Annotated in this window: 18 protein-coding genes and 1 tRNA gene; 7 read left to right on the top strand and 12 right to left on the bottom strand. The window is 69.8% G+C overall.

The annotated features are described in order from the left end of the window. A complete protein-coding gene (locus ACFORO_RS05800; RefSeq protein WP_377867683.1) occupies positions 1-627 on the top strand; it encodes an MBL fold metallo-hydrolase in 627 nt (208 codons plus the stop codon). Between the two features lie 202 nt (positions 628-829). Beyond that, entirely contained in the window at positions 830-2,098 is a 1,269-nt protein-coding gene (locus tag ACFORO_RS05805; protein ID WP_377867684.1) for an MFS transporter, read from the top strand. A 495-nt stretch (positions 2,099-2,593) separates the two neighbouring features. On the opposite strand, the gene ACFORO_RS05810 is transcribed toward ACFORO_RS05805, so the two are convergent. Genes ACFORO_RS05810 through ACFORO_RS05845 form a run of 8 tightly spaced genes read right to left on the bottom strand, consistent with a single transcriptional unit; the run spans position 2,594 to position 11,891 of the window. Then, positions 2,594-3,955, bottom strand: a complete 1,362-nt coding sequence (locus ACFORO_RS05810; RefSeq protein WP_377867685.1) for an amidohydrolase family protein — start codon at positions 3,953-3,955, stop codon at positions 2,594-2,596. After that, positions 3,952-4,764: an ATP-binding cassette domain-containing protein gene (locus ACFORO_RS05815; RefSeq protein ID WP_377867686.1), complete on the bottom strand. Its 813-nt coding sequence runs from the start codon at positions 4,762-4,764 to the stop codon at positions 3,952-3,954. Before ACFORO_RS05815 ends, ACFORO_RS05810 begins: the two co-directional genes overlap by 4 nt. A 6-nt stretch (positions 4,765-4,770) precedes the next feature. Further along, positions 4,771-5,679, bottom strand: coding sequence for an ABC transporter permease (locus ACFORO_RS05820; protein WP_377867687.1), 909 nt, complete (start codon positions 5,677-5,679; stop codon positions 4,771-4,773). Then, a complete protein-coding gene (locus ACFORO_RS05825) occupies positions 5,676-6,626 on the bottom strand; it encodes an ABC transporter permease (protein ID WP_377867688.1) in 951 nt (316 codons plus the stop codon). The genes ACFORO_RS05820 and ACFORO_RS05825 overlap by 4 nt, the downstream gene beginning before the upstream one ends. A gap of 25 nt (positions 6,627-6,651) precedes the next feature. Next, positions 6,652-8,277 carry an ABC transporter substrate-binding protein gene (locus tag ACFORO_RS05830; protein WP_377867689.1) on the bottom strand — a complete coding sequence of 542 codons (1,626 nt, stop codon included), beginning with the start codon at positions 8,275-8,277 and terminating at the stop codon, positions 6,652-6,654. Positions 8,278-8,281: 4 nt separating this feature from the next. Beyond that, positions 8,282-9,271: an ABC transporter ATP-binding protein gene (locus ACFORO_RS05835; protein ID WP_377867690.1), complete on the bottom strand. Its 990-nt coding sequence runs from the start codon at positions 9,269-9,271 to the stop codon at positions 8,282-8,284. After that, positions 9,268-10,134, bottom strand: coding sequence for an amidohydrolase family protein (locus ACFORO_RS05840; protein ID WP_377867691.1), 867 nt, complete (start codon positions 10,132-10,134; stop codon positions 9,268-9,270). The genes ACFORO_RS05835 and ACFORO_RS05840 overlap by 4 nt, the downstream gene beginning before the upstream one ends. Continuing rightward, the gene (locus ACFORO_RS05845) at positions 10,131-11,891 is read right to left on the bottom strand and encodes an adenine deaminase C-terminal domain-containing protein (RefSeq protein WP_377867692.1); all 1,761 of its coding nucleotides are present in this window, start codon (positions 11,889-11,891) and stop codon (positions 10,131-10,133) included. Before ACFORO_RS05845 ends, ACFORO_RS05840 begins: the two co-directional genes overlap by 4 nt. Positions 11,892-12,068: 177 nt before the next feature. Between ACFORO_RS05845 and ACFORO_RS05850 the strand changes: the two genes are divergently transcribed. Continuing rightward, on the top strand, positions 12,069-13,637 hold the full coding sequence (locus ACFORO_RS05850; RefSeq protein ID WP_377867693.1) for a PucR family transcriptional regulator: 1,569 nt from the start codon (positions 12,069-12,071) through the stop codon (positions 13,635-13,637). On the opposite strand, the gene ACFORO_RS05855 is transcribed toward ACFORO_RS05850, so the two are convergent. Next, positions 13,624-13,809 carry a hypothetical protein gene (locus tag ACFORO_RS05855; RefSeq protein ID WP_377867694.1) on the bottom strand — a complete coding sequence of 62 codons (186 nt, stop codon included), beginning with the start codon at positions 13,807-13,809 and terminating at the stop codon, positions 13,624-13,626. The two genes, ACFORO_RS05850 and ACFORO_RS05855, sit on opposite strands and share 14 nt — an antisense overlap. A gap of 808 nt (positions 13,810-14,617) precedes the next feature. Here ACFORO_RS05855 and ACFORO_RS05860 point away from each other — a divergent pair. Together ACFORO_RS05860 and ACFORO_RS05865 are read left to right on the top strand one after the other, a co-directional pair. Next, positions 14,618-15,355, top strand: a complete 738-nt coding sequence (locus ACFORO_RS05860) for a GAF and ANTAR domain-containing protein (protein WP_377867695.1) — start codon at positions 14,618-14,620, stop codon at positions 15,353-15,355. Between the two features lie 64 nt (positions 15,356-15,419). After that, a complete protein-coding gene (locus ACFORO_RS05865; RefSeq protein WP_377867696.1) occupies positions 15,420-16,199 on the top strand; it encodes a GAF and ANTAR domain-containing protein in 780 nt (259 codons plus the stop codon). Positions 16,200-16,286: 87 nt separating this feature from the next. On the opposite strand, the gene ACFORO_RS05870 is transcribed toward ACFORO_RS05865, so the two are convergent. Further along, positions 16,287-16,739, bottom strand: a complete 453-nt coding sequence (locus tag ACFORO_RS05870; protein WP_377867697.1) for a hypothetical protein — start codon at positions 16,737-16,739, stop codon at positions 16,287-16,289. A 121-nt stretch (positions 16,740-16,860) separates the two neighbouring features. Next, a complete protein-coding gene (locus tag ACFORO_RS05875; RefSeq protein ID WP_377867698.1) occupies positions 16,861-18,375 on the bottom strand; it encodes a PxKF domain-containing protein in 1,515 nt (504 codons plus the stop codon). Between the two features lie 972 nt (positions 18,376-19,347). On the opposite strand from ACFORO_RS05875, the gene ACFORO_RS05880 reads away from it, so the two are divergent. Further along, entirely contained in the window at positions 19,348-19,554 is a 207-nt protein-coding gene (locus ACFORO_RS05880; protein ID WP_377867699.1) for a hypothetical protein, read from the top strand. Positions 19,555-19,809: 255 nt separating this feature from the next. On the opposite strand, the gene ACFORO_RS05885 is transcribed toward ACFORO_RS05880, so the two are convergent. Next, positions 19,810-19,883: transfer RNA gene (locus ACFORO_RS05885), tRNA-Leu, on the bottom strand. 216 nt (positions 19,884-20,099) lie between these two features. Between ACFORO_RS05885 and ACFORO_RS05890 the strand changes: the two genes are divergently transcribed. Continuing rightward, positions 20,100-20,714 (top strand): ANTAR domain-containing response regulator, encoded by a 615-nt coding sequence (locus ACFORO_RS05890; protein WP_009079762.1) that lies wholly within the window; start codon positions 20,100-20,102, stop codon positions 20,712-20,714. The last annotated feature ends 190 nt before the right edge of the window (positions 20,715-20,904 follow it).

Raw genomic sequence — 20,904 nt, forward strand, 5'->3', positions numbered from 1 at the left:
TTGCACATCACTCACCTCGGGCACGCCTGCGTGCTCGTCGACACCGGGTCCGCCCGGCTTCTCATCGATCCCGGCGTCATGTCCGACCTCGACGGCGTCGACAGCGTCGACGCGGTCCTGCTCACGCACAAGCATCCCGATCACGTGGATCCGGAAAAGGTCCGTGCCGTGCTGGCCACGAGCCCCCGGGCAGTGCTGGCGGCCCCCGCCGACATCGGCGAGGCGATGTCCGGCCTGCCGGAGCATCGCTCGGCCGAACCGGGCCGGACACTGAAATTCGGGGACACCGTCGTCGACGTCGTCGGCGGCCGCCACGCCCCAGTGCACGAAACGATTCCGAGCTGCGCCAACCTCGGCTACCTGATCGACGGCGGCGCGTTCTTCCATCCCGGGGACTCGTTTCACGAGCCCGCGGTGGAGGTCGGAGTGCTCGCCGTGGCGATCGACGGACCGTGGCTCAAGATCGCCGAGTCCATCGACTACGTGCGGCGGGTCGCGCCTCGCGTCGCCATCCCGATCCACGAAGGCGAAACGCTCGACCCCGCGAAATACGTCGGGATGCTGAGCAACGCGGTCGGCGGCGGTGTTGTGCGCCGCCTGGAACGCGGGTCGGCCACCCGGCTGTAGCGGCCGCTAGTACGGCAGCGGCCGAGGAATCCCGGCCGCTGCCGTGACACTCACGCGCCCGGCCCTCGCGGTCACCGAATGCACGGACGCCGATTCGATTCCCGACGGAAGGCAGGGCAACGATGCCCGAGTATTTCGAGATCCCCTCGCTTGCCAAGCAGCAGCAGCGTCAGTCGCGGTGCCTCGCCGGTGCGGGGGCGGCGTGAGGACGCCCGGCGGATCCCGCTCCGACGCGCACCGCTACGAGCGGCGCCTGCTTGTCGTCCTGTTCCTGGGGGTCGGGTTCGTCCTCTTCGACAGACAGGCCTTGGCGTTCCTCGCGCCCTACATCAATGCCGACTTCGGGCTGTCGTCGGCACAGCTCGGCCTGGCCGCGGGCGCGCTGTCCTTTGCCTGGGCGGTGTCAGGCATCCTGATGGGCGCCCTCTCGGACCGGCTCGGACGCCGCAAGCCGCTGCTGGTCGCGGCCGTGGTGCTCTTCTCCCTGATCTCCGCGGTCTCCGGGCTGGCAACGGGTTTCGCCGGCCTGCTCATCGCGCGGGCGCTCATGGGCGCGGCCGAGGGCGGCGTGATCCCGTTGTCGCAATCGCTGATGAACCAGGCGTCCCGGCCGAAGCGGCGCGGCCTGAACATGGGTCTGGTCCAGGGGGCTTCGGCGGGATTGCTCGGCGGCATCGCCGCGCCGTTCGCCTTCATCCGGCTCGCCGAGTCCCTCGGCTGGCGCTGGTCGTTCTTCCTGACCCTGCTGCCGGGCTTGCTGATCGCGGCCGCGCTGACGGTGATCGTCCGCGAACGCCCGCTGCTCCCGGCGACCCGACCGGCGGCGAAGCCGAAAGTACCGCTCCGCCGTGCCCTGGGCTCGCGCAACGTGGTGCTGTGCGTCCTGATCGCGGTTTGCTACCTCACCTGGTTTTCCACGATCGTCACGTTCACCCCGCTGTATCTGCTGAAGATCAAGGGGCTCACCCCGGGGACGATGGGGACGGTGATGACGTGCCTCGGCGTGGCCTGGATGGTGTGGGGTGTCGTCACGCCCGCCATCTCGGACCGGATCGGCCGCAAGCCCGCGCTGGCCGGCTTCACCGTCCTGGCCGTCTGCTGCCCGTTGGCCATCATGTTCGTGGACAACGCGTGGCTTCTCGGAGCGGCGATGATGCTGACCTACACCGGTGTCGGCTGCTTCACGCTGTTCATGGCGGTCATCCCCGCGGAGTCTGTCCCGCCGGGAGCCCTGGCCACCGTGGTCGGGGTGACGATGGGTGCGGGCGAACTGCTCGGCGGCGCCTTCGGCCCCCTGCTCGCCGGGTGGGCCTCGGACAGGTGGGGCCTGCAAGCGGCGATGGTCATCGCGGCGGCGAGCGCGGTGCTCGTCGTGCTGCTCAGCCTCGGTCTGCGGGAGACGGCGCCCCGGGTGCTGTCCCGGTCGGCCGCGCGGACCGGCACCGCCGGGGAAGTGTCCGGAATCGGGTAGGGGCCGGTCCGTCTCGCCGACTCCGGATGTTGTCGAACAGCGGTGCCTCGACCTGACGAATCGATTGCCGGCCAATCGGGAGCTTCTCGAGCGGCTGGCCCGGAACCAATGCCGCGTTTCCGTCAGCGCGGGCACGGGCGGCGCCGCGGGTGCGGTTTGCCCAGGCCGAAGGATCTGGGCGGGGCCAGGCGTCCGTGAGGGGAACCCTGAGGGACTCTGAGTCCCTCAGGGTTCCCCTCACGGATTTCAGCAAACGGCCCCGGCGATGCGGCTGTTCCTTGCTTCGGTGCAGTGAGTGAGCGGCGAGTTGTCAGGCTGAGCATCTGGGTGATCCGCGCTGGAGGTGTCGAGAAACCTTCTTGGCCCGGACCGGTGCCGGACGCGGATCTCCGGCGAGGCTCGCGGGCGTGCGGAAGGCGTCGGGCCGGCGACCGCCGCTGGGCGGGTGAGGCCGGGCCGCCGAGCACCGGCCTGCTCGGCGGCCCGGGGTTCGGGTTATCCCGCCAGTCCCTGCAACCGGCGGGAGATCCGGCGGTGCCGGGCGAGCATGTCGTCCAGCCGGGGCAGCCGGAGTTCGCCGCTTTCCACGACCGGGGCGCCCTGGACGATCGTGTGGCGTGCCTGGACCGGCCCGCAGCGGAGCCAGGCTTCGACCAGATCCGAGTGCGCGCCCGCGAACGCGACCGGGTTGAGCTCCCACACGACGAGGTCTGCCGGCGCGCCGACGCGGATGCGGCCGAGGTCAGCGCGGCCGAGGCAGGCGGCGGATCCGGTGGTGGCCATTTCGAGCACGTCGCGGGCGGAGATCGCTCCTGCGCCGCTGCGGCCTTTGAGCGCGACGAGTGCGGTGTGCGCTTCCAGCCACATGCTCGCGTGGGCGCTGTGGGTCGAGGAGTCGCAGCCGATTCCGACCGGCACACCGGCTGTGCGGAGTTCCGGCACGGGGGTCGGCCCGGCTCCGCGCATCAGGGTCGGGGTCGGGCAGTGCGCGACGCCGGTGCCCCACTGCCCGAGCCGCCGGATTTCGTCGGCGTTCGGGAAGACGCAGTGCGCCACCCACGCCCGGTCGGTGCCCCAGCCGACGTCTTCGAACACCTCCACCGGGCGTTTCCCGAACACCCGCGCGCAGTATTCGTCTTCGGCCCGCACTTCGGACAGGTGAGTGTGCAGCCGCACGTCGAGTCGTTCGGCCAGTTCTGCGGTGTCTCGCATCAGTTCGGGCGTCACGAGAGCGAGTGCGCACGGCGCGAGTCCGATTTGGACCATCGCGCCCGGTGTGCGGTCGTGATACTTGTCGACCAGGCGTTCCGAATCGGCGAGGATCTCGTCCGGTGTCTGCACCACGGAATCCGGGGCGAGTCCACCGTCCTTTTGGGACAGGCACATCGAGCCGCGGGTCGCGTGGAACCTGATGCCGACTTCTTGTGCCGCGCGCACCTGGGCGTCGATGAAGTTCGGTCCGGTGTGGACGTACAGCATGTCCATCGACGTCGTGCAGCCGCCGAGGGCGAGTTCGGCGAGACCGACGTAGGTGGACACTTCGACGGCTTCCTCGTCCAAGCCGGCCCACATCGGATAGAGGGCCTTGAGCCAGTCGAACAGGTCGACGTTCATCGCGGCAGCGTTGCCCCGGGTGAGATTCTGGAACAGGTGCTGGTGGGTGTTGACCAGGCCCGGGGTCACGAGGCTTCCCTTGGCGGACAACGTCTTCGCCGCCGCGGGCTCCGCTCCCGGGCCGCCGATCGCGGCGACGGTTCCGCCGGACACGGCGATCCAGCCGCCGGGGACGTCGTCGCCGTCCATGGTCACGAGGAGGTCCGCGTCGCGGACCAGCAGGTCGTACATCAGGTGCGTCATCCTGTCTGTCGGGTGCGGTCGAGGGTGCGGGCGTCGGGGTCGAGGCTGGGAATGGAGGACAGGAGCAGCCGGCTGTATTCGTGCCGCGGGTTCGCGTAGAGCTGTTCGGCCGGGCAGGATTCCACGACCTCGCCGTGGTACATCACGAGGACGTGGTCGCTCATGTACTCGACGACGTTGAGGTCGTGGCTGATGAACACGTACGTCAGCCCGAGTTCGTCTTGCAGGTCCTTGAGCAGGTTGAGAATCTGCGCCTGCACCGACTTGTCGAGCGCGGACACCGCCTCGTCGCAGACGATCAGCTTCGGCCGCAGGCTGAGCGCCCGCGCGATGTTGACCCGCTGCAGCTGTCCGCCGCTGAGCTGATGCGGGTAATGCGAACCGTGGTTCGGGTGCAGCCCGACCCGCACCAGCAGGTCGGCCGTGTGCGCCCGGATCCGTGCTCGCGGCGCGCCTTGGATGCGCAGCGGGTACCCGATGTTCGCCTCGATCGTCATCCGCGGGTTGAGCGAGGAATACGGGTCCTGGAACACCATCTGCACGGCTTGGGGCCGTTCGCGGCGGCCCAGTTCGCGCAGGTCCCTGCCCTCGATCCGGACTGTGCCCCGGTCGGGCTTCAGCAGGCCGACGAGCATCCGGCCGAGTGTCGATTTGCCGGACCCGGATTCGCCGACGACGCCGAGGGTTTCGCCCTCGTTGACGTACAGCGAAACGTCGGATACCGCGGTGATCGCGTCGCGGCCGAAGAGCCCGTTCTTGATCGGGAACCGTTTGACGAGGGAATCGGCCAGCATGAGGGTGGTGGGCACGGGCAGTCACCTCCGCACGTCGAGAGCGTCGCGGAAGCTGTCGCTCAGGATGTTGAACCCGGCTGAGGCCAGGAAGATGAACAGGCCGGGCAGCGCGACGACCACGGGCACGGTGTAGAGCGCGTCGCGGAGGCTGTTGAGCATCGCGCCCCATTCGGCGGTCGGCGGCGGCGCGCCGAGCCCGAGGAAACTCAGCCCGGCCCCGACGCTGATGCTCAGCCCGACCAGGCTCGCCGCGTAGACGAACACCGGGCCGGCGATCGTCGGCAGCACGTGGTGCAGCAGCACTTGCCACCAGCGCGCACCGCTGAGCCGGGCGGCTTCGAGGTATTCCTCGACCATGACCTGCCGGGTCGCGGATTCGGCGACGCGGGCGACCGGCGGGACGAACGCGAGGCTCAACGCGAGAAGCGAGTTCACGACGCCGGGGCCGAGCGACGCGGTCACCGCGATGCCGATGAGGATCGCGGGGAACGCGTACGACATGTCGAGCACGCGGCCGAGCGCCGCGCCGACGGTGCCGCCGACGTAGGCGATGAACGCGCCGAGCAGGGTTCCGGCGACCGCCGCCACCGCGACCGGGACGATCCCGGTGGCCAGCGAAAGCCGCCCGCCATAGAGCAGCCGGGTGAGCATGTCCCGGCCCAATTCGTCGGTGCCGAGCAGGTGCCCGGGTGTCCCGAGCGGACGGAGGCGGTCCGTCACGGTGACCGCGTCCGGGTCGTAGCCGGTGATCCACGGCGCGAGGACCGCGGACAGCACCAGCAGCACGAGCACCGTCACCGCGACCATCGCGACCGGGTCCCGGCGGAGGCGGCGGGCGATCTCGGCCGACCGGCGCACCGCCGCGACCTGGGGGCCGTCGCTGTCCGGGACGCGAAGGGAAGCCGTTGCCCCGGAATGACTGTGGCTCATGACCGGACTCCTCTCCGCAGGCGCGGGTTGAAGGCGAACTGCAGCAGGTCGACGACGAGCGTGATCACCACGAACGTCACCGCGATGACCAGGACCGAGCCCTGCACCACGCGCAGGTCGCGCTCGGCGATCGCGTGGTACATCAGCTGTCCGAGGCCCGGCCAGTTGAAGATCGTCTCCACCAGGACCGAGCCGCCGAGCAGATAGCCGATCTGCAGGCCGCTGACCGCGAGGATCGGCGGCGCGGCGTTTTTCGCGACGTGCACGAGGATCCGCCAGTTCCGCACGCCCTGGGCGCGCAGCGTCTGCACGAAGTCCTCGCCGAGTTTCTCCAGGAGACTGGCGCGGGTCATCTTCGCGCTCAGCCCGGCCGTGACGCAGGACGCGGCGAGCGCCGGCAGCACCAGATGCTGCACGAGGTCGGCGAATCCGCCTGCCGCGCCGTGCATCCCGCTCGGCGGGAACCAGCCGAGCGTGCTGCTGAACAGGATGATCAGCAGGATCGACGCCCAGTAGTTCGGCACGCTCAGGCCGAGCACCGCGCCGCTGGAGACGACCCGGTCGGGCCAGCGGTGGGCGCTGCGCGCGGCGAGGCTGCCGAGCAGGATCCCGATGCCCAGCCCGAGCACAGCGGCGGCCGCGGCGAGGATCATCGTGGCGGGGAAGGCGGTCGAGATCAGCTCGGCCACCGGGCGGCCGCGGGGCAGCGAGAACCCGAGGTCGCCGTGGAACACGCCCTTGAGCCACACCAGGTATTGCCCGGGAAGCGACCGGTCCAGCCCGAGCTGGTGGGCCAGCGCGTCCCGTTCGGCCTGGGTCGAGCCGGGGCCGACCACTCCGGCGAGCGGGTCGCCGGGGAGGACGTTGAGCAGCAGGAAACTGACGAGGGACACGCCGAACAGGGCCGGGACGGCCAAGGCCAGGCGTTTGACGAGGAGGACGAGCATCGGTTTCTCCGCTTCCCGGATGCGGCTAGGCCGGTTTGACCCAGACGTTGCGGACGTCGAAGTACCAGGACTGCGGCTGGACGAAGCCGCGCACGGACGGGGCGAGGGCCTGCAGGTCGAGATCGTGCACCACGAACGTCATCGGCGAGTCCGCGGCGGCGAGGCCGAGTGCTTTCGCCATCAGCGCGGCCTGTTTGGCTGGGTCGAATTCGGCGGACACGGCGGCGAATGCCTGATCGACCGCCGGGTTGCGGTAGCCCATCACGTTGCAGCAGCCGGCGGGCGGGACGCGGTCGGAGGAGAACCGGTCGGCGAGGAACGGCGCGGCCCAGGACATCGAGTTGTACAGCGCGTCGTACTGCTGGTTCGGCCCGGTGAACCCGGCGCGGCCGATGGTCAGCAGCAGGTTCGACTCCAGCGGGACGAGCTGCATGTCGATGCCGACGTCCTTGAGATTCGCCTGCAGCACCTGGGTCATCGGCTGCGGCCACATCGTGCCCGAGCCGCCGGTGGGAATGGCGACCTTGATGCTCAGCCCGCTGCTGTGGCCCGCTTCGCGCAGCAGCGCCTTGGCCTTGGCCGGGTCGTAGTGGTACTTCTCGCCGAGAGACTTGTCGTACCACGGGTTTCCCTCGTAGGCGGCTTGGCTCGCGGGCAGGCACAGACCGTCGAGCAGGCCGCTGCACAGGCTCTTGCGGTCGATCGCGTACTGCAGTGCTTCGCGCACCTTCGGATCGGTGAACGGCGCTTTGGCGAGATTCAGGTACAGCACCATGGTGTGCGGGTACGGATGCGTCCGGATCGCGTCGCCTTGGGACTTCAGCCGCGGCACGGCGTCCGGCGGCGGCGTCTCGATCCAGTTGACGTCGCCCGCTTCCAGCGCGGCGAGCCGGCTCGACGGATCGGCCATCGCGCGGATCCGCAGACCGTCCAGTTTGGGCGGTCCTTGCCAGTAGTCCTTGTTGGCCACCAGGTCCAGCGTGTCCTGAGTGTACGAACGGACCTTGAACGGGCCGGTTCCGGTGGCGTGCCCGGGGTAGTCGCGATTGCCGTACTTGCGGACCGCGGCCGGACTGGGGAAGTAGATCCCGGCGAGATCCCACAGCAGCAGGGAATCCGGCTGGCGCGTGGTGATCTCCACCGTCGCCGGGTCCGGAGCGCGGTAGGACGCGATGGTCTGGGTCTGGAACTTCGCGGCGGTGCTGAGGGATTCGCTGAAGAACGGGGAGCCCGGCTTGGTGAGCCGGTCGAGTTCGAAAAGGACCGCCGACGAGTCGAAAGCGGTGCCGTCGTGGAACTTCACGCCGGTCTTGAGCCGGAAGGTCCAGGTCCGTTTGTCGGGCGAGACGGTCCAGCTCGCAGCCAGCGAGGGATGCGGGGTGGGTGCCGTGTCGGCTTGGTCGAGGTCGAACGCGGTGAGGGCGTCGTAGATCTGGCCGCTGACCCAGCGGATGCCCTCGGCGCCCTGGGTCGCGGGGGAGTCGGGGATGGGCACGGTGGCGGAGTTGATGGCGACGCTCAGCGTGCCGCCGGCTCCGCCGCGGTCGCGGGCGGCGTCGTCCGCGCCGCGGGTGCTGCCGCCGGCACTGCACGCGGCGAGCGTCAGCACGCTCGCTCCGGCCAAGATCTTGCTCCGCACGGGATGCGGCATGATCTCACTCTCCTTGAGCCGCGGATGCGCCCGCGTGGACACATCGGGCGGTGTGGCTGTGGGTGAACCGCCGCACGGGCGGGTCGTCGGCGCGGCAGAGCGCCGCGGCGTGGCGACAGCGGGGTGCGAAAGAACACCCGGAGGGCAGCAGCGCCAGGTTCGGCGGCGCACCCGGGATGGCCGCGGGGCGGGTGCGTTGCCCGCCCCGGACGTTCGCGTCCAGCAGCCCGATCGTGTAGGGGTGCCGGGGGTTCTTGAGGACTTCGCGGCAGGTGCCGGATTCGATGGTGCGCCCGGCGTAGAGGACGAGCACCTCGTCGGCGAGTTCCGCGGTGACGCCGACGTCGTGGGTGACGATGACGGTGCTCGTCCCGAGTTCGGCGCGGACGTCGTTCAGCAGCGCGAGGATCCGCGCCTGCACGGTGACGTCGAGCGCGGTCGTCGGCTCGTCGGCGAGCAGCACGCTCGCGCCGCAGGCCAGCGCGGCCGCGATCGCGACCCGCTGCCGCATCCCGCCGCTGAGCTCGAACGGGTAAGCCTTGAGCCGCCGTTTCGGATCGGTGATCTGGACCAGCTCCAGCAGTTCCAGCGCCCGGGTGCGCGCCGCGCGCCGGTCCATCCCGGAATGCCGGCGCAGCGGTTCGACGAGCTGTCGCTCCACTGTGTACACCGGGTCCAGCGCGGTCATCGGGTTCTGGAACACCATCGAGATCCACGAGCCGCGCGTCTCGGCTCGTTCGCGCGGCGACATCGCGACGAGATTGCGGCCGCGGGTCCACACCTCGCCGGACACCGCGGCGAGCGGCGGCTCGATGCCCATCAAGGTGCGCAGCAGCATCGACTTTCCGCAGCCGGATTCGCCGAGCACGCCCAGCACGGAACCCTTTGCCAGGTCGAAAGAAACGTCGTCGACCGGCCTGAGCGAGCCCGCGTTGCCGCGGAGTTCGACGGTGAGCCCGCGCACCGACAGGACAGTTTCCGGCGCGGTGGTCATGGCCGGTTCCCGTTCTCCGCGACCAGCACCCCGCCGACGTAGACCCGCGCCGGAACGGCGCCGAGGTCTTCGGTGAGGAAGAAATCGGCCCAGCGGCCCGGGGCGATGCTGCCGAGGAGGTGGTCGAGCCCGTAGTGGGTGGCCGCGTTGAGACTGCCGAGCTGCAGGGCTGTCGGCGCGGAGATGCCCGCCGCCAGCGCGTGGGCGACTTCCGGCAGCACTCGCCCGGATCCGGTGCCCAGGCAGAGATGCCGCGCGTCGAGGGTCCCGTCGGCGATCCCGGCGAGGACTTCCGCTCCCTCGGCGTCGCGGTCCGGGATCAGCACGGTCCGGCCCATGCGCAGGGCGGAGCGCACGGAGCCGCCCGGAACGCGGGCCATGCCCAGCCCGTGCGCGGTCGCGGCGGACTGCACGCTGTTCTCGTCGGAATCCGCGGACGGGCCGCTGCGTTGCGTCAGGCCGTGTCCGGTCGCTTCGAAAAGCCGGCACGGCAGATCGAAACGGGCGATGCCGTCGGCGGGGCCGAGTTCCGGGGTGACCACCGCGGTCGTGCCGGTGCGGACCGCGTTCCAGCCGACCTCCGCCCACGTCAAGCCTTGGTCGGGCAGCAGGTGCGGTTCGACCAGACCGGGCGCGGCGAACAGGCCCGCGCAGTCCTCTTCCCGGGCGGCCGGGCCGTCGAAGTCCGGTCGCACGGCGACGATCCGCCTGCCGAGCACCACGATGTCCGCGGGATGGATTTCGTTGCTGTACGGGGAGATCACCTGACAGTCGCGCAGGACAAGGTCCGCTCGGTGCTGTCCGCGCGCGGTTTCGATCTCGCGGGTCATGGTGCGGACCCGGTCGCGGATCGCGTCCGTCATCGGGCCACCTCCTCGTGCTCCAGGACGACAGGGACGAACTCGCGGGTCGAGACCTCGACGAGGCCGCGGTCGGTCATGCCGTACGCGGGAAGCGTGTGCAGCACGGTGCCCGCCAGCGCGCGGACCGGGTTGGTCAGCACGCAGCCGAGCGCGTCCCGCGCGACCTGCTCCAGCCGCCCGACGGCGGCGACGACCTGTTCGTAGGGGAGTTCGGAGATGATGCCGCCGACCGGCAGCGGCACGTCGGCGAGCACCTCGCCGTCGCGGACCACGACGTAGCCGCCCTGCATTTCCGCCACGCGGCGGATCGCGGTCCACATGTCGGCGTCGTCGGTCCCGGCGCACACGATGTTGTTGGAGGGGCCGGAAACCGAGCTGGCGATCGCGCCGGACGTGAGACCGAACCCGCGGATGAACGCCACTGTCGCGTTGCCGTTGCGGCCGTACCGCTCGACCATGCAGAACTTGAGGACGTCCGCCGCGACGTCCGGCTGGACGAGACCGGCGGCCACCGGGAGTTCGGCGGTCTCGGCGCGGTTGAACGCCGCGTCCTGGTCGCTGGCGTGGATGACGCGGACTTTCGCCGTGCTCGCGCCGTCGGGGCCGGGAACGGCGAGGCGTTTCGCGTCGAGCGCCGGGTGCAGCCGGACGGTCGTGCGATAGGAGGCGGGGAATTCGGGTTCGGGCACCTCCGCGACGAGCACTCCGTCCACCGCGGCCACTTTGCCGTCGGCGACCACCAGGTCCGGACGGAATTCGCCGAGGTCGTGGACCAGGGAGAAATCGGCCAACCGGCCCGGGGAAACGCTGCCGAGCAGGTGTGCGAGCCGGTAGTGCTGCGCGGTGTTGAGCGTGCCCATGCGCAGCGCCTCGACGGGGGATATGCCGCCGTTGACCGCGACCCGCACCGAGCGGTCGAGGTAGCCGAAACCGCGGCCGACCATGCTGGTGACGGTGATGTTGTCGATGCAGAAATGCAGATGCCGGGTCGGGATCCGGTGGTCCCGGACGAAATCGACCAGCCCGTTGGTGAGGTTTTCCCGTCCGGCGGATTCGACCGCGAACATCGCGACCCCGCGTCGCAACCGCGGCCTGATGTCGGCGGGCTTGGTGACGCAGTGGTCGTCGCGGACCCCGGCGGTCACGTAGGCGTCGAAAGCCGATTCCACCTCCGGCGGCAGGTCTCCTCCATGGCCGGACACGCGCAGCCCGCGGGAGAGGCACAGTGCCAGCCGTTCGAGGTAGTCCGGGTCGGCGGAGAGGATTTTGGCCGAGATGGTCTCGCCGATGCTGACCGACTCGGGCCACGCCAGCATGCGGTCGAGATCGGCGGAATCCATCTCGTACGCCACGGTTTCGCGCTCCGGGTCCACCGGCGAATAGGACGGCATGGCGAAGTACGCGCGGAGCGGCAGCCCGGCGAACTGGTCGATCACGCTCCGCACGCCGTCCGGGCCGCCGGTGGTGATGATGTTGGTGGTGTCGACGAAAACGGTCGTGCACCCGAGCGGCACGACGACCCTGGCCAGTTCGCCGGGGCTGAGCGACGTCGTGTCGAGGTGCATGTGCGGGTCGATCAGGCCGGGGACGACGAACCGGCCGCCGGCGTCGATCACCCGCTCCGCCTCGCGGAATTCGCCTTTGGTCACCGAAACGATCCGGTTTCCGCGTACGGCGACGTCGGTCGGGTAGATCTCGCCCGACCACACGTTGACCAGGGTGCAGTCCCGCACGAGGAGGGACGGGGCTTCCATCATGGGCGCTGCCTTTCGCGCTGTCGCGAGCTGCTGCCCGCGAGGCGTTCAGTTAACGTTCACGGGCCGGACAGGCACAATGTGGTCGGACACGAAGCTCAGGCAGTGCCCGCGACGCTGGTCTCGTAGATTTCTCCAGCGGATCGCGGCAGTGCCGGGGTACGGGAAAGCGGGCGAGAAATGCGCATTCGCGAGGTTCTGCGGCTGCCTGGTCTCCGGTTGCGCTGCCTGGCCGGGGAAACGCACCTCGACCGGCGGATCCGCTGGGTGCTCACCTCGGACGTGCTCGATCCGCGCGGCTACCTGTCCGGCGGCGAACTCGTGCTGACCGGTCTGATGTGGAGGCGCGGCCCCGAGGATTCCGACGCGTTCGTGGCGGCGCTCGCGGAAAGCGACGTGGCCTGCCTCGCGGCGGGGGAAGCCGCGTACGGCGGGGTGCCCGCGGATCTGGTGCGGGCGTGCGTGAAGCACGACGTCCCGCTCGTGGAAATCCCGCAGGGCGTGTCGTTCTCGCACGTGTCCGGGAGCGTGCACCAGGCGCTGATCGGCGACCGCCAGGACGACCTCGCGGAATTGCTGCGCCGCCGCCGGAAACTCGTCACCTCGGTCAGCAGGCACGGGGGACTGGACGCGCTGCTGGCGCTGTCCGCCGACGACCCGGACGTGCCGTTCTGGCTGCTCACCGCCACCGGCCGGGTCCCGGCGATCGCGCCGTCGCATCCGCAAGGCGCGGAAGGCGAAACTCTGGCGAGAGAATTCCTTACCGCCAGGGAATTCCCGCACCGGACGCGCATCCGCAGCGGCGGGCGGACCGCGGATTTCTCGCTCTTCCCGGTAGGCGACGACATCCGGCCGCGGGTGATCGGCTGGTTCCTCGCGTGCGAAGGCGACTATCGCACGTGGAGCGACGGAACGCGGGAATCGATGACCGAACTCGCCGCGCTGGTGAGCCTGGAACGCGAACGCCGCGAGGAGGTCCGCAGGCGGGAGAACTCCCAGCTCGAGCTTCTCGTCGCGGACACGCTGGCGGGAAACCCGGGCGCGCCAGGCGAACTCGCCGGGCAACTCGCGCGGATGGGTCTCGACGACGGCCCGTACGCGGTCGTCGCCGGAGCGGTGACTCCAGCCAGCGCGGGTGCGATCGCCCGCACGGTCATGGTCGATCTGCTGGTGCCGTTCTCCGACGTGCCACAGTCCATTGTGCACGCGACGGCCGTCGGAACCGAGGCCATCGCGGTGATCCCGCTGCACAAGGACATCGGGGCGTTGACCGACTACATCCGCTCACGCGCCCCGCTGATGTCGCTCGGGCTCGACCAGCGCCAGCTCGCCATCGGAATCAGCAGCGCCGCCAACGGACCGGAGGCACTGCCTTCAGCACTCGGAGAGGCGCGTCGGGCGCGGAAACTGGCGGAACTGCAGTCCGGCGCACTGCGGGTGGTGGCCGCGCAGGAGATCGATTCGTTCGAGCAGCTGCTCGCCGCGGTCCCCGCCGAGGTGCTTGCCGCGTACCGGGACCGGTTTCTCGGGCCCCTGCTCGCCTACGACAGCACGCATCACGGCGAGCTGGTCCGTACCTTGGAAGCCTTTCTCGAAACGGATTGCTCGTGGTCGCGGTGCGCCAGCGAAGTGCACATCCACGTGAACACGTTGCGGTACCGGATCCAGCGGATCGAGGCGCTGACCGGAAAATCGCTGACGAGCCTGCAGGGACGGCTGGAATTCACCCTCGCGCTCAGAGCGAGGTAGCGGGCTGAGCCGCTCGGCGGACTTCCGGAATCTTTTCCGGGCGATAGTCCCCGGCGCGGGCATGCTGGCGGATTTCGTTTTCGGACAAGCCCTTTTCCCGGGCCGCGACGAGCTTGCCGGGGTCGAAGAACTCGCCGATCGCGTTCTCGGCGAACTCGCGCGAGGCCCGCATCCATCGCCGCCGAGCACAAGCTGATCGCTGAACTCACCGTCGCTCGTGACGAAGCCGGCGCGACCCAGGCGCCGACCACGTCGTCCCGCCTCCTGACTGCTGCGCCGGGCGCCGCGACCGATCCCTGTGCGGGTGGCTGGATGCGCGGCGAGCGGCCATTCGGATCAACTGTCGCGCACGTCGGTCGCCAGCGTCGGCAGGAGCCGAAGCCCCGCTCGAAGTTCTTCCGACCGGCGCCGGTCAACCCTGTGGCACCCTGTGCGCAGGGAGGCCGCTGGGGGCGGAGCCGGATCGGGTGGCGGGGACGCGCAACTTTGGCCGGCGAGTCCTCCGCCAGCGGAAAGACGCGGGTCGCCTTGACGGGATCGCCGAAAGACCGGCGTTCGAGAACAGCGCGGAGCGAGTCGTGCGCGGCGCTTTCCGAACGTGGCGCGAGGATTCATCGAAGGGTTTGGCCTTCGTGCCGACCGCGGCCTCTTCTGCCTGCTCGAACCTCAGATGGTCGGTACCCCGAAGGTTCGGCGGACAACCGACTGGCGAGTACCGGTCCTGTCGCCGTCAAGCACGAGGCCTGCTGAGCGGCTGTCTCCCCTCGCGTTGCTGCCCTCGGCGGGACCCTGCGTCCGCCACTCAGCAAGCAACTGGTCGCGGCGTGAAATTCAGTCGCGCGACGGCCTGGTCGACGGCGGCCGGAGGGCTACGCTGGCGGGGTAGGCGAGTGCCTTGTGGTTGCGTGTCTGACTTGGGTCTGTCATCCCCGTTGCTGCTGGGAAGTTGAGCGTTCCGCAACGGAAGGCGGTGACCTGCGGTGGCCAGGTCCGGCGATGCTTTCGACCCGATACCGCGGTTGCTGTCGGAGACGCTGGCGGCGATGCGCGAGAGCAGCGACGCGGTGAGCACGGTGAAGCGGTTGTGCGAAGCGTGTGTGTCGTTGCTGCCGGCGGACGGCGCGTCGGTCTCGATCATGCAGGACACCGGGCATCGGCAACAGGTCTATGCCAGCGACGCGGTGGTCGAGCGGATCGAGGACCTGCAGTTCAGCCTCGGCGAGGGCCCGTGCTTCGAGGCGTTCACGACAGGCATGCCCGTGCTGGTGCCCGACCTGCCGAAGCATGTGAGCCTGTCGTGGCCGGTCTTCGCCGCGCAGATCGACGACCATCAGGTCGGCGCGGTTTTCGCGTTCCCGCTCTGGCGCGGCGCGGCCCGGATCGGGGCGATGGACTTGTACCGGCGCATGCCCGGCTGGCTCGCGGAGACGGAGGTGGCGCTCGCCCTGCAGATCGCCGACATCGCCACCAGCGTTCTCCTGGCCGCCGCGGCCCCTGGCCCGGACGGCGAGATCAGCGAAGCCTGGATCACCGACCTGACCCAGGACCGGCTGGCGGTGCACCAGGCCACCGGCATCGTGATCGCGGCGTTCGGGCTCTCTCCCGAGCAGGCGCTCGCCCGGCTGCGGGGCTACGCGTTCGCCACGGGCCAGCGGCTCCAGGACGTCGCCGACGACCTGGTCACCGGCCGTCTGCATCTGCGCGAGATCGACACCTGACGCGCGCCGGACCTGGAAACACCCGCGCGAGACCCCTACCGTGGTTCAGAGAGGAGAGCGAGCGATGAGCGACATGCCTCCCGCCGACCCGGTGCCGACCCGCGAACAGCGGGTGCTGCGTGCCTTCGTCGAGATGGCCGACACCCTGGTCGACGACTACGACGTCGTGGAACTGCTGCACAACCTGGCCGAGCACTGCGTTGAGCTGCTCGGCGCGACCGCCGCCGGGCTGATGCTGGCCGACCTGCGCGGCGGGCTGCAGGTCGTCGCCTCCTCCGACGAGAGCACCCGCCTGCTGGAACTGTTCCAGCTCCAAACCGACCAGGGGCCCTGCCTGGACGCCTACCGCACCGGCGACGTCGTGGTCGTGCGGGACCTGAACGCCGTCGTCGGCCAGTGGCCCGCGTTCGCCACCGAAGCGATCGCCGAAGGATTCCACTCGGTGCAGGCCGTGCCGCTGCGGCTGCGCCGCCAGGTCATCGGCGCGCTCAACCTGTTCGGCCACGACGACGGACCGGTGAACCCGGAAAACCTGGACATCGCCCGCGCGCTGGCCGACACCGCCACCATCGGCATCCTCCAGGAACGCACCATCCGCCACGGCGAGGTCGTCACCGAACAACTCCAGCACGCCCTCACCAGCCGCATCGCCATCGAACAGGCCAAAGGCGTGCTCTCCCAAGCCGGATCGATCCCGATGGACGAAGCGTTCAACCGCATGCGCCGCTACGCCCGCAGCCACGGCCAGCGACTCAGCACCATCGCCGAGAACATCGCCCGCAACGTCCTCGACCCAGCCGACGTCCTGGCCTACCCCCTTACCCCGCCCACGCCCTCCGCCTGACAGCCGGGCAGGACTCGCGCGGCGGGCGCGGAGCAGCGCCCCGGGCCATGGGCGTGGCCGGGGCGCCGGTGCGCTGTGTCCGGTGGGTCAGGTGCGGGTGGCCCGGTGTTCGGTGGTGGCGCTGACCGCGCCGGGGTCGGTTTGGACGTAGGCGAAGCTGTCGCCGGAGGGGTCGAGGTAGAGGTCGAAGTGCAGGCTGCCGCCGATGACGAGGGTTCCGGTGCAGTCGGCGGCGACGGTGTAGACGCCGGTGAACGCGTTGTGCGAACTGGGTGTTCCGTTGGCGTTGGTGCTGGAGACTCCCTGGACGTGGCCGGCTCCGTCGAAGCGTTCGGAACCGGCGAACGCGAGCGGGGTGGCGGTGGCGCCGGTGATTGTCCATCCGTCGCCGGAGAAGAGGTAGGTGCCGCGCAGGGTGGCGGCGCCGCAGCTTGGCGAGGCGGATTCGGTCGCGGAACTGGCGACGCCGCTGGTGAGCACGGCGGCGCCGGTGAGGACGGCGGCGGTCAGGACGAGGGTGCGGCGGCTGAGGCTGGACATTGAGCGGCTCCTTGGGTTGTCGTTCCGATCGGGACGGTGTTCCGGCTCGGTGCTGCGGGTCGGCGGGGTGCAAGCAGGCTTCCGCGGTCGGCCTCGCAGCGGCGGCCGCGTGATTCGCGGGTCAGTGGAAGCGGAAGTCGGCGGTGTGGGTGGTGCCGTCGGCGAGGGTGACGTTGAGGTGGCGGCAGGTGCGGTCCCAGGCCCGGTCGGTGGTCCAGTTGTACTGGTAGCGGTCGGTGGCCGGGTCGTAGGCGAGGGTTCCGGTGGTGGGTGCGGGGCCGCCGATGAGCGCGCCGGTGGTGCAGTCGTATTGCTGGCTGGACGGTGATCCGGTCGGGAAGATGGCGAGTCCCTGGTTGCCGCCGAGGCTGAATTTGACCGGCACGTGGCTGCCTGCTTCGCGGTGGTTGACCGCGGGCGGGTTCTGGACCGGCGGGAAGAAGCCGGTGAACGCGTAGGTGTAGGTGTACTGGTCGGCGGGGCTGGTGGTGCTGGTGCCGGTCGGGGTGGTGACGGCGACGTCGACCGGCCCGGCGGTGGTGCTCGCGGGTGCGGTGGCGGTGATGCTGGTGGCGCTGGTCACGGTGAACGAGGTCGCCGGAGTGGCGCCGAAGGCGACGGCGGTGGCGCCGGTGAAGTTGGTGCCGGTGATCGTCACGACCGTGCCGCCGGTTTTCGGTCCGCTGGCGGGGTTGACCGCGGTGACGGCGGGTTTCGGGGAGGGGATCGCGGCCCAGTCGCCGGTCCGGAAGCTGCCGGCGATGCCGGAGTAGATCCTGGTCCGGTTGGTGCCGTCGGTGTTCATGGTCAGCAGGCCGTCGTTGTCCATGAACTGGATCAGGGCGCCGTCGGGCGACCACACGGAGTTGGTGTCGGTGTTGTTGGCCCCGGAGATGTCGGCCTGGTTGGTCCCGTCGGCGTTGGCGGTGTGGATGTGGTCGCTGATCGGGGAGAGGTTGAGCGCGGTGAAGGTGATTTTCGTGCCGTCGGGGGACCAGTTCGGGCCGGACAGGCTCAGTCCCGCGATGCTGATCAGCGTGGTCTGTCCGGTGCCGTCGGGCTTGATGGTGTCGATGGTCCCGGCTGGGGAGCTGTAGGCGATTCTCGTGCCGTCGGGGGACCAGTTGGCCAGGAAGCCGCTGACGCCGAGGGAGACCGGGCCGGTGCCGTCGGCGTTGACGACGGTGAGCGTTCCGCTGTTGCGGTAGGCGAGTTTGGTCCCGTCGGGGGACCAGGCCAGCGACTGGCCGTCGGCGGAGGCGCCGGTGGTGACCTGGGTGGCGCCGGTGCCGTCCGGGTTCATCGTGAAGACCTGGTAATCGGGGCTGCCGACGTGCCGCTCGAACGCGACCTTGGTCCCGTCCGCCGAGACGCGCGGGGCGGTGACTCCGTTCCCGCTGGCGACCGTGGCCAGCCCGGTCCCGTCGGGGTTCATCGAGGAAATGGTGCTGGACCGGGTGAAGAAGATCTTCCCGCTGCCGCCGGGAAACGTCGCTTGCGCGGGCACGGCGGTGACCGCCGACATCCCGGCGGCCAGCACGCCGCAGACCGTCAGCACCGTCAGGCGGCGGGATGCGCGGGGTCGATGTACCGGGCCGGTTTCGGTGTTTTTTCGTACTCGCATGGAATGCGTCATGGAACGGTTTCTCCTTCTGCGCCCGCGTGGCGGCCTGTGTGGTCAGAACCGCGTCGGTCACGGCAGGCGCTTGTTTTCCAGCCGTCCCGGCACGTCGGCGATCAGCATGGCCGTGACTGCTGGATTCCACATTCCCGCAGACCCGTGATCACTTGCAGAGGCCGGAACCACCACACAACAGTGACCAACAGCCCCTTGCGCCGCACCGGCACGCACCTGACGCGACGAAACTGTTCCGCGGGTGAGCAAAACGACGGCCGGAGTTCACGCGACGGCGAAAAACGCAGGCACGCTGTTGTGTTCCGGCCGCACGGGAACCCGCGAATATATATCTTCGCGCCTTGCCGCGGGCGGTTCTCGACAGGTGCGGCACAAATGTCGCTCAGAATTCCCCGGAAATATATTCAGGAATATTCGAATCTGCGACGCCGAGGTGCGGCGGATCTTCGCGCGAGCCGGCGGACGGTCCGGTGGACAAGGCAGGCGAATCGCCGGCCGGCGATGACCGGACGCCGCGGCTACGTGGTTGCCCGGCAGGCCTCGGTGGCACCGAGCCGTAACGGCTTGACCGGCAACGAGGCCAGGCGAACGCAGCAGACGCGAAGACATGCGAACCAGCGTCTGCGACCGTTTTGCCGCTCGCCTTGCGGTGAGTCCCGCCCGCCATCGGCAGGCGAAGCCCGCGGCTGGTCGTCGACAAGGTTCTGCCCCCGGCTCGCGGCATCCGCCGCGCGATGAACCAGGCCGTTCCGGGAGACAGAACGACAACCGGCGGCCCGTGCTGGCACGGTGGAGCCCGATGCCGCATCGGTGTGCGGCGTTCCAGGGGGAGGAGAAAACGTCCGCGCCTCAGTTGCCAGACGGAGTGCCGTCGCCGACCCCCGCTGGTCGCTGATGTGCTCGCGGAAACCTGCCAGCGTCGTTTTCCTTCAGGACGCGCCCAACGCCGATTTCCTGCGCTGCGCTTCCGGCGTGCGGACCCCATCGCTGTTCGTGGAACTCGCCGGCGACGCGGCCTGTTTCCCGGCCGACGCGAAGGCGATGGTCGCTGCACTGGGAACCCACGACGTCGACCATCCGCGCGTAGCCGGAACCCACTTCGGCGGCCCGCTCCGCCCCGGTGCCGGCCTCGCGGCGGCGGAGATCGGCGAATGGCTCGCGGAGCGCTTCCCCGAATGACGAAGGCGCGACAAGCTCCAGCCTGAAACAGAAAGCCCGAGCATCCGTGCTCCTCCAGAAGTCTCCTCCTGCGACTGAAGGAAGCACGCCACGGCTGACGCGACAGGCTGATCATCGCGGCGACGCGCCCGGAGCTTCCGGCGAAGTCACCGGGGATGCGAACCTACTCCCGTTGACCTGCGGTAAATGTCGGGCAAGCGCGCCGCACGGTCGCGGCGCTAACCCGCTGAAGCGGGAGAACAAAGGAAAGTCGAGTAGCCCCGGTGAGATTCGAACTCACACTGGACGGGTTTTGAATCCGTTGCCTCTGCCAGTTGGGCTACGGGGCCGTAGTACCGGAAACTCTACGGGATCCGTCTTCCCGGCCGGCGACCGGGTCCGGTGATCGACGGTGATCGGCGGTGATCGACTTGGGGCCGGGGCTGGGTGTCTCCCGCCACTTCGTGGTGAACGCCATCGTGGGATCTGGATCGGTCCCGGTACGCTGGGCTCTCGCGGGTGACCGCGTGTCGAAGACGTCCCGCCGAGCCTTCAGGAGGACACCGGTGACCGAACAGGCTGCCGAGTCGAACGGCGCCGCCGCCGGCGTGCCGCAGCGACGGGTGCTCGTCGCGGAAGACGAGGCGCTCATCCGGCTCGACCTGGTGGAAATGCTGCGCGAAGAGGGCTACGAGGTCGTCGGCGAGGCCGGCGACGGCGAGGAGGCCATCGCGCTGGCCACCGACCTCAAGCCGGACCTCGTGATCCTCGACGTCAAGATGCCGAAGCTCGACGGCATCGAGGCGGCCGCGCGGATCACCGGCGACCGGATCGCGCCGGTCGTCATTCTCACCGCGTTCAGCCAGCGCGACCTCGTCGAACGGGCCCGTGACGCGGGCACCATGGCGTACCTGGTGAAACCGTTCGCCAAACGCGACCTCGTGCCCGCCATCGAGCTGGCCGTCAGCCGGTTCTCCGAGCTGCAGGCCCTCGAGGCCGAGGTCGCCGGGCTCACCGACCGGCTCGAGACCCGCAAGGTCATCGACCGGGCGAAGGGCCTGCTGATGAGCCGCCAGGGGCTCACCGAGCCGGACGCGTTCCGCTGGATCCAGCGCACCGCGATGGACCGGCGCACCACGATGAAGGCCGTCGCCGAGGCGGTCGTCGAAAGCATCGGCTGAGCGACAGGCACTGAAAAAGCGGGCGTGACCAAGGGGTAGCGCCCGCTTTTTGCCGCCCGAAACCGGAGATCGCGCCGGAGAGTGACCGCCCGGACCCGGAGTGCGCTCCCGGCCAGCGGGACCCCGCCCGTTTTGCCGCGTCCGTCCGCCAGCGCCGTGTCGCGCCGGAACTTGGCTGCTGACCAGCGAA

Source organism: Amycolatopsis halotolerans (assembly GCF_042647905.1).
Taxonomy (GTDB): domain Bacteria; phylum Actinomycetota; class Actinomycetes; order Mycobacteriales; family Pseudonocardiaceae; genus Amycolatopsis; species Amycolatopsis halotolerans.

Coding starts and splice junctions, on each gene's coding strand:
- ACFORO_RS05830 (WP_377867689.1), bottom strand. CDS start 8,277: ATGCCGCATCCCGTGCGGAGCAAGATCTTGGCCGGAGCGAGCGTGCTG.
- ACFORO_RS05845 (WP_377867692.1), bottom strand. CDS start 11,891: ATGATGGAAGCCCCGTCCCTCCTCGTGCGGGACTGCACCCTGGTCAAC.
- ACFORO_RS05840 (WP_377867691.1), bottom strand. CDS start 10,134: ATGACGGACGCGATCCGCGACCGGGTCCGCACCATGACCCGCGAGATC.
- ACFORO_RS05870 (WP_377867697.1), bottom strand. CDS start 16,739: ATGTCCAGCCTCAGCCGCCGCACCCTCGTCCTGACCGCCGCCGTCCTC.
- ACFORO_RS05825 (WP_377867688.1), bottom strand. CDS start 6,626: ATGCTCGTCCTCCTCGTCAAACGCCTGGCCTTGGCCGTCCCGGCCCTG.
- ACFORO_RS05855 (WP_377867694.1), bottom strand. CDS start 13,809: ATGCGGGCCTCGCGCGAGTTCGCCGAGAACGCGATCGGCGAGTTCTTC.
- ACFORO_RS05835 (WP_377867690.1), bottom strand. CDS start 9,271: ATGACCACCGCGCCGGAAACTGTCCTGTCGGTGCGCGGGCTCACCGTC.
- ACFORO_RS05820 (WP_377867687.1), bottom strand. CDS start 5,679: ATGAGCCACAGTCATTCCGGGGCAACGGCTTCCCTTCGCGTCCCGGAC.
- ACFORO_RS05810 (WP_377867685.1), bottom strand. CDS start 3,955: ATGACGCACCTGATGTACGACCTGCTGGTCCGCGACGCGGACCTCCTC.
- ACFORO_RS05850 (WP_377867693.1), top strand. CDS start 12,069: ATGCGCATTCGCGAGGTTCTGCGGCTGCCTGGTCTCCGGTTGCGCTGC.
- ACFORO_RS05875 (WP_377867698.1), bottom strand. CDS start 18,375: ATGACGCATTCCATGCGAGTACGAAAAAACACCGAAACCGGCCCGGTA.
- ACFORO_RS05865 (WP_377867696.1), top strand. CDS start 15,420: ATGAGCGACATGCCTCCCGCCGACCCGGTGCCGACCCGCGAACAGCGG.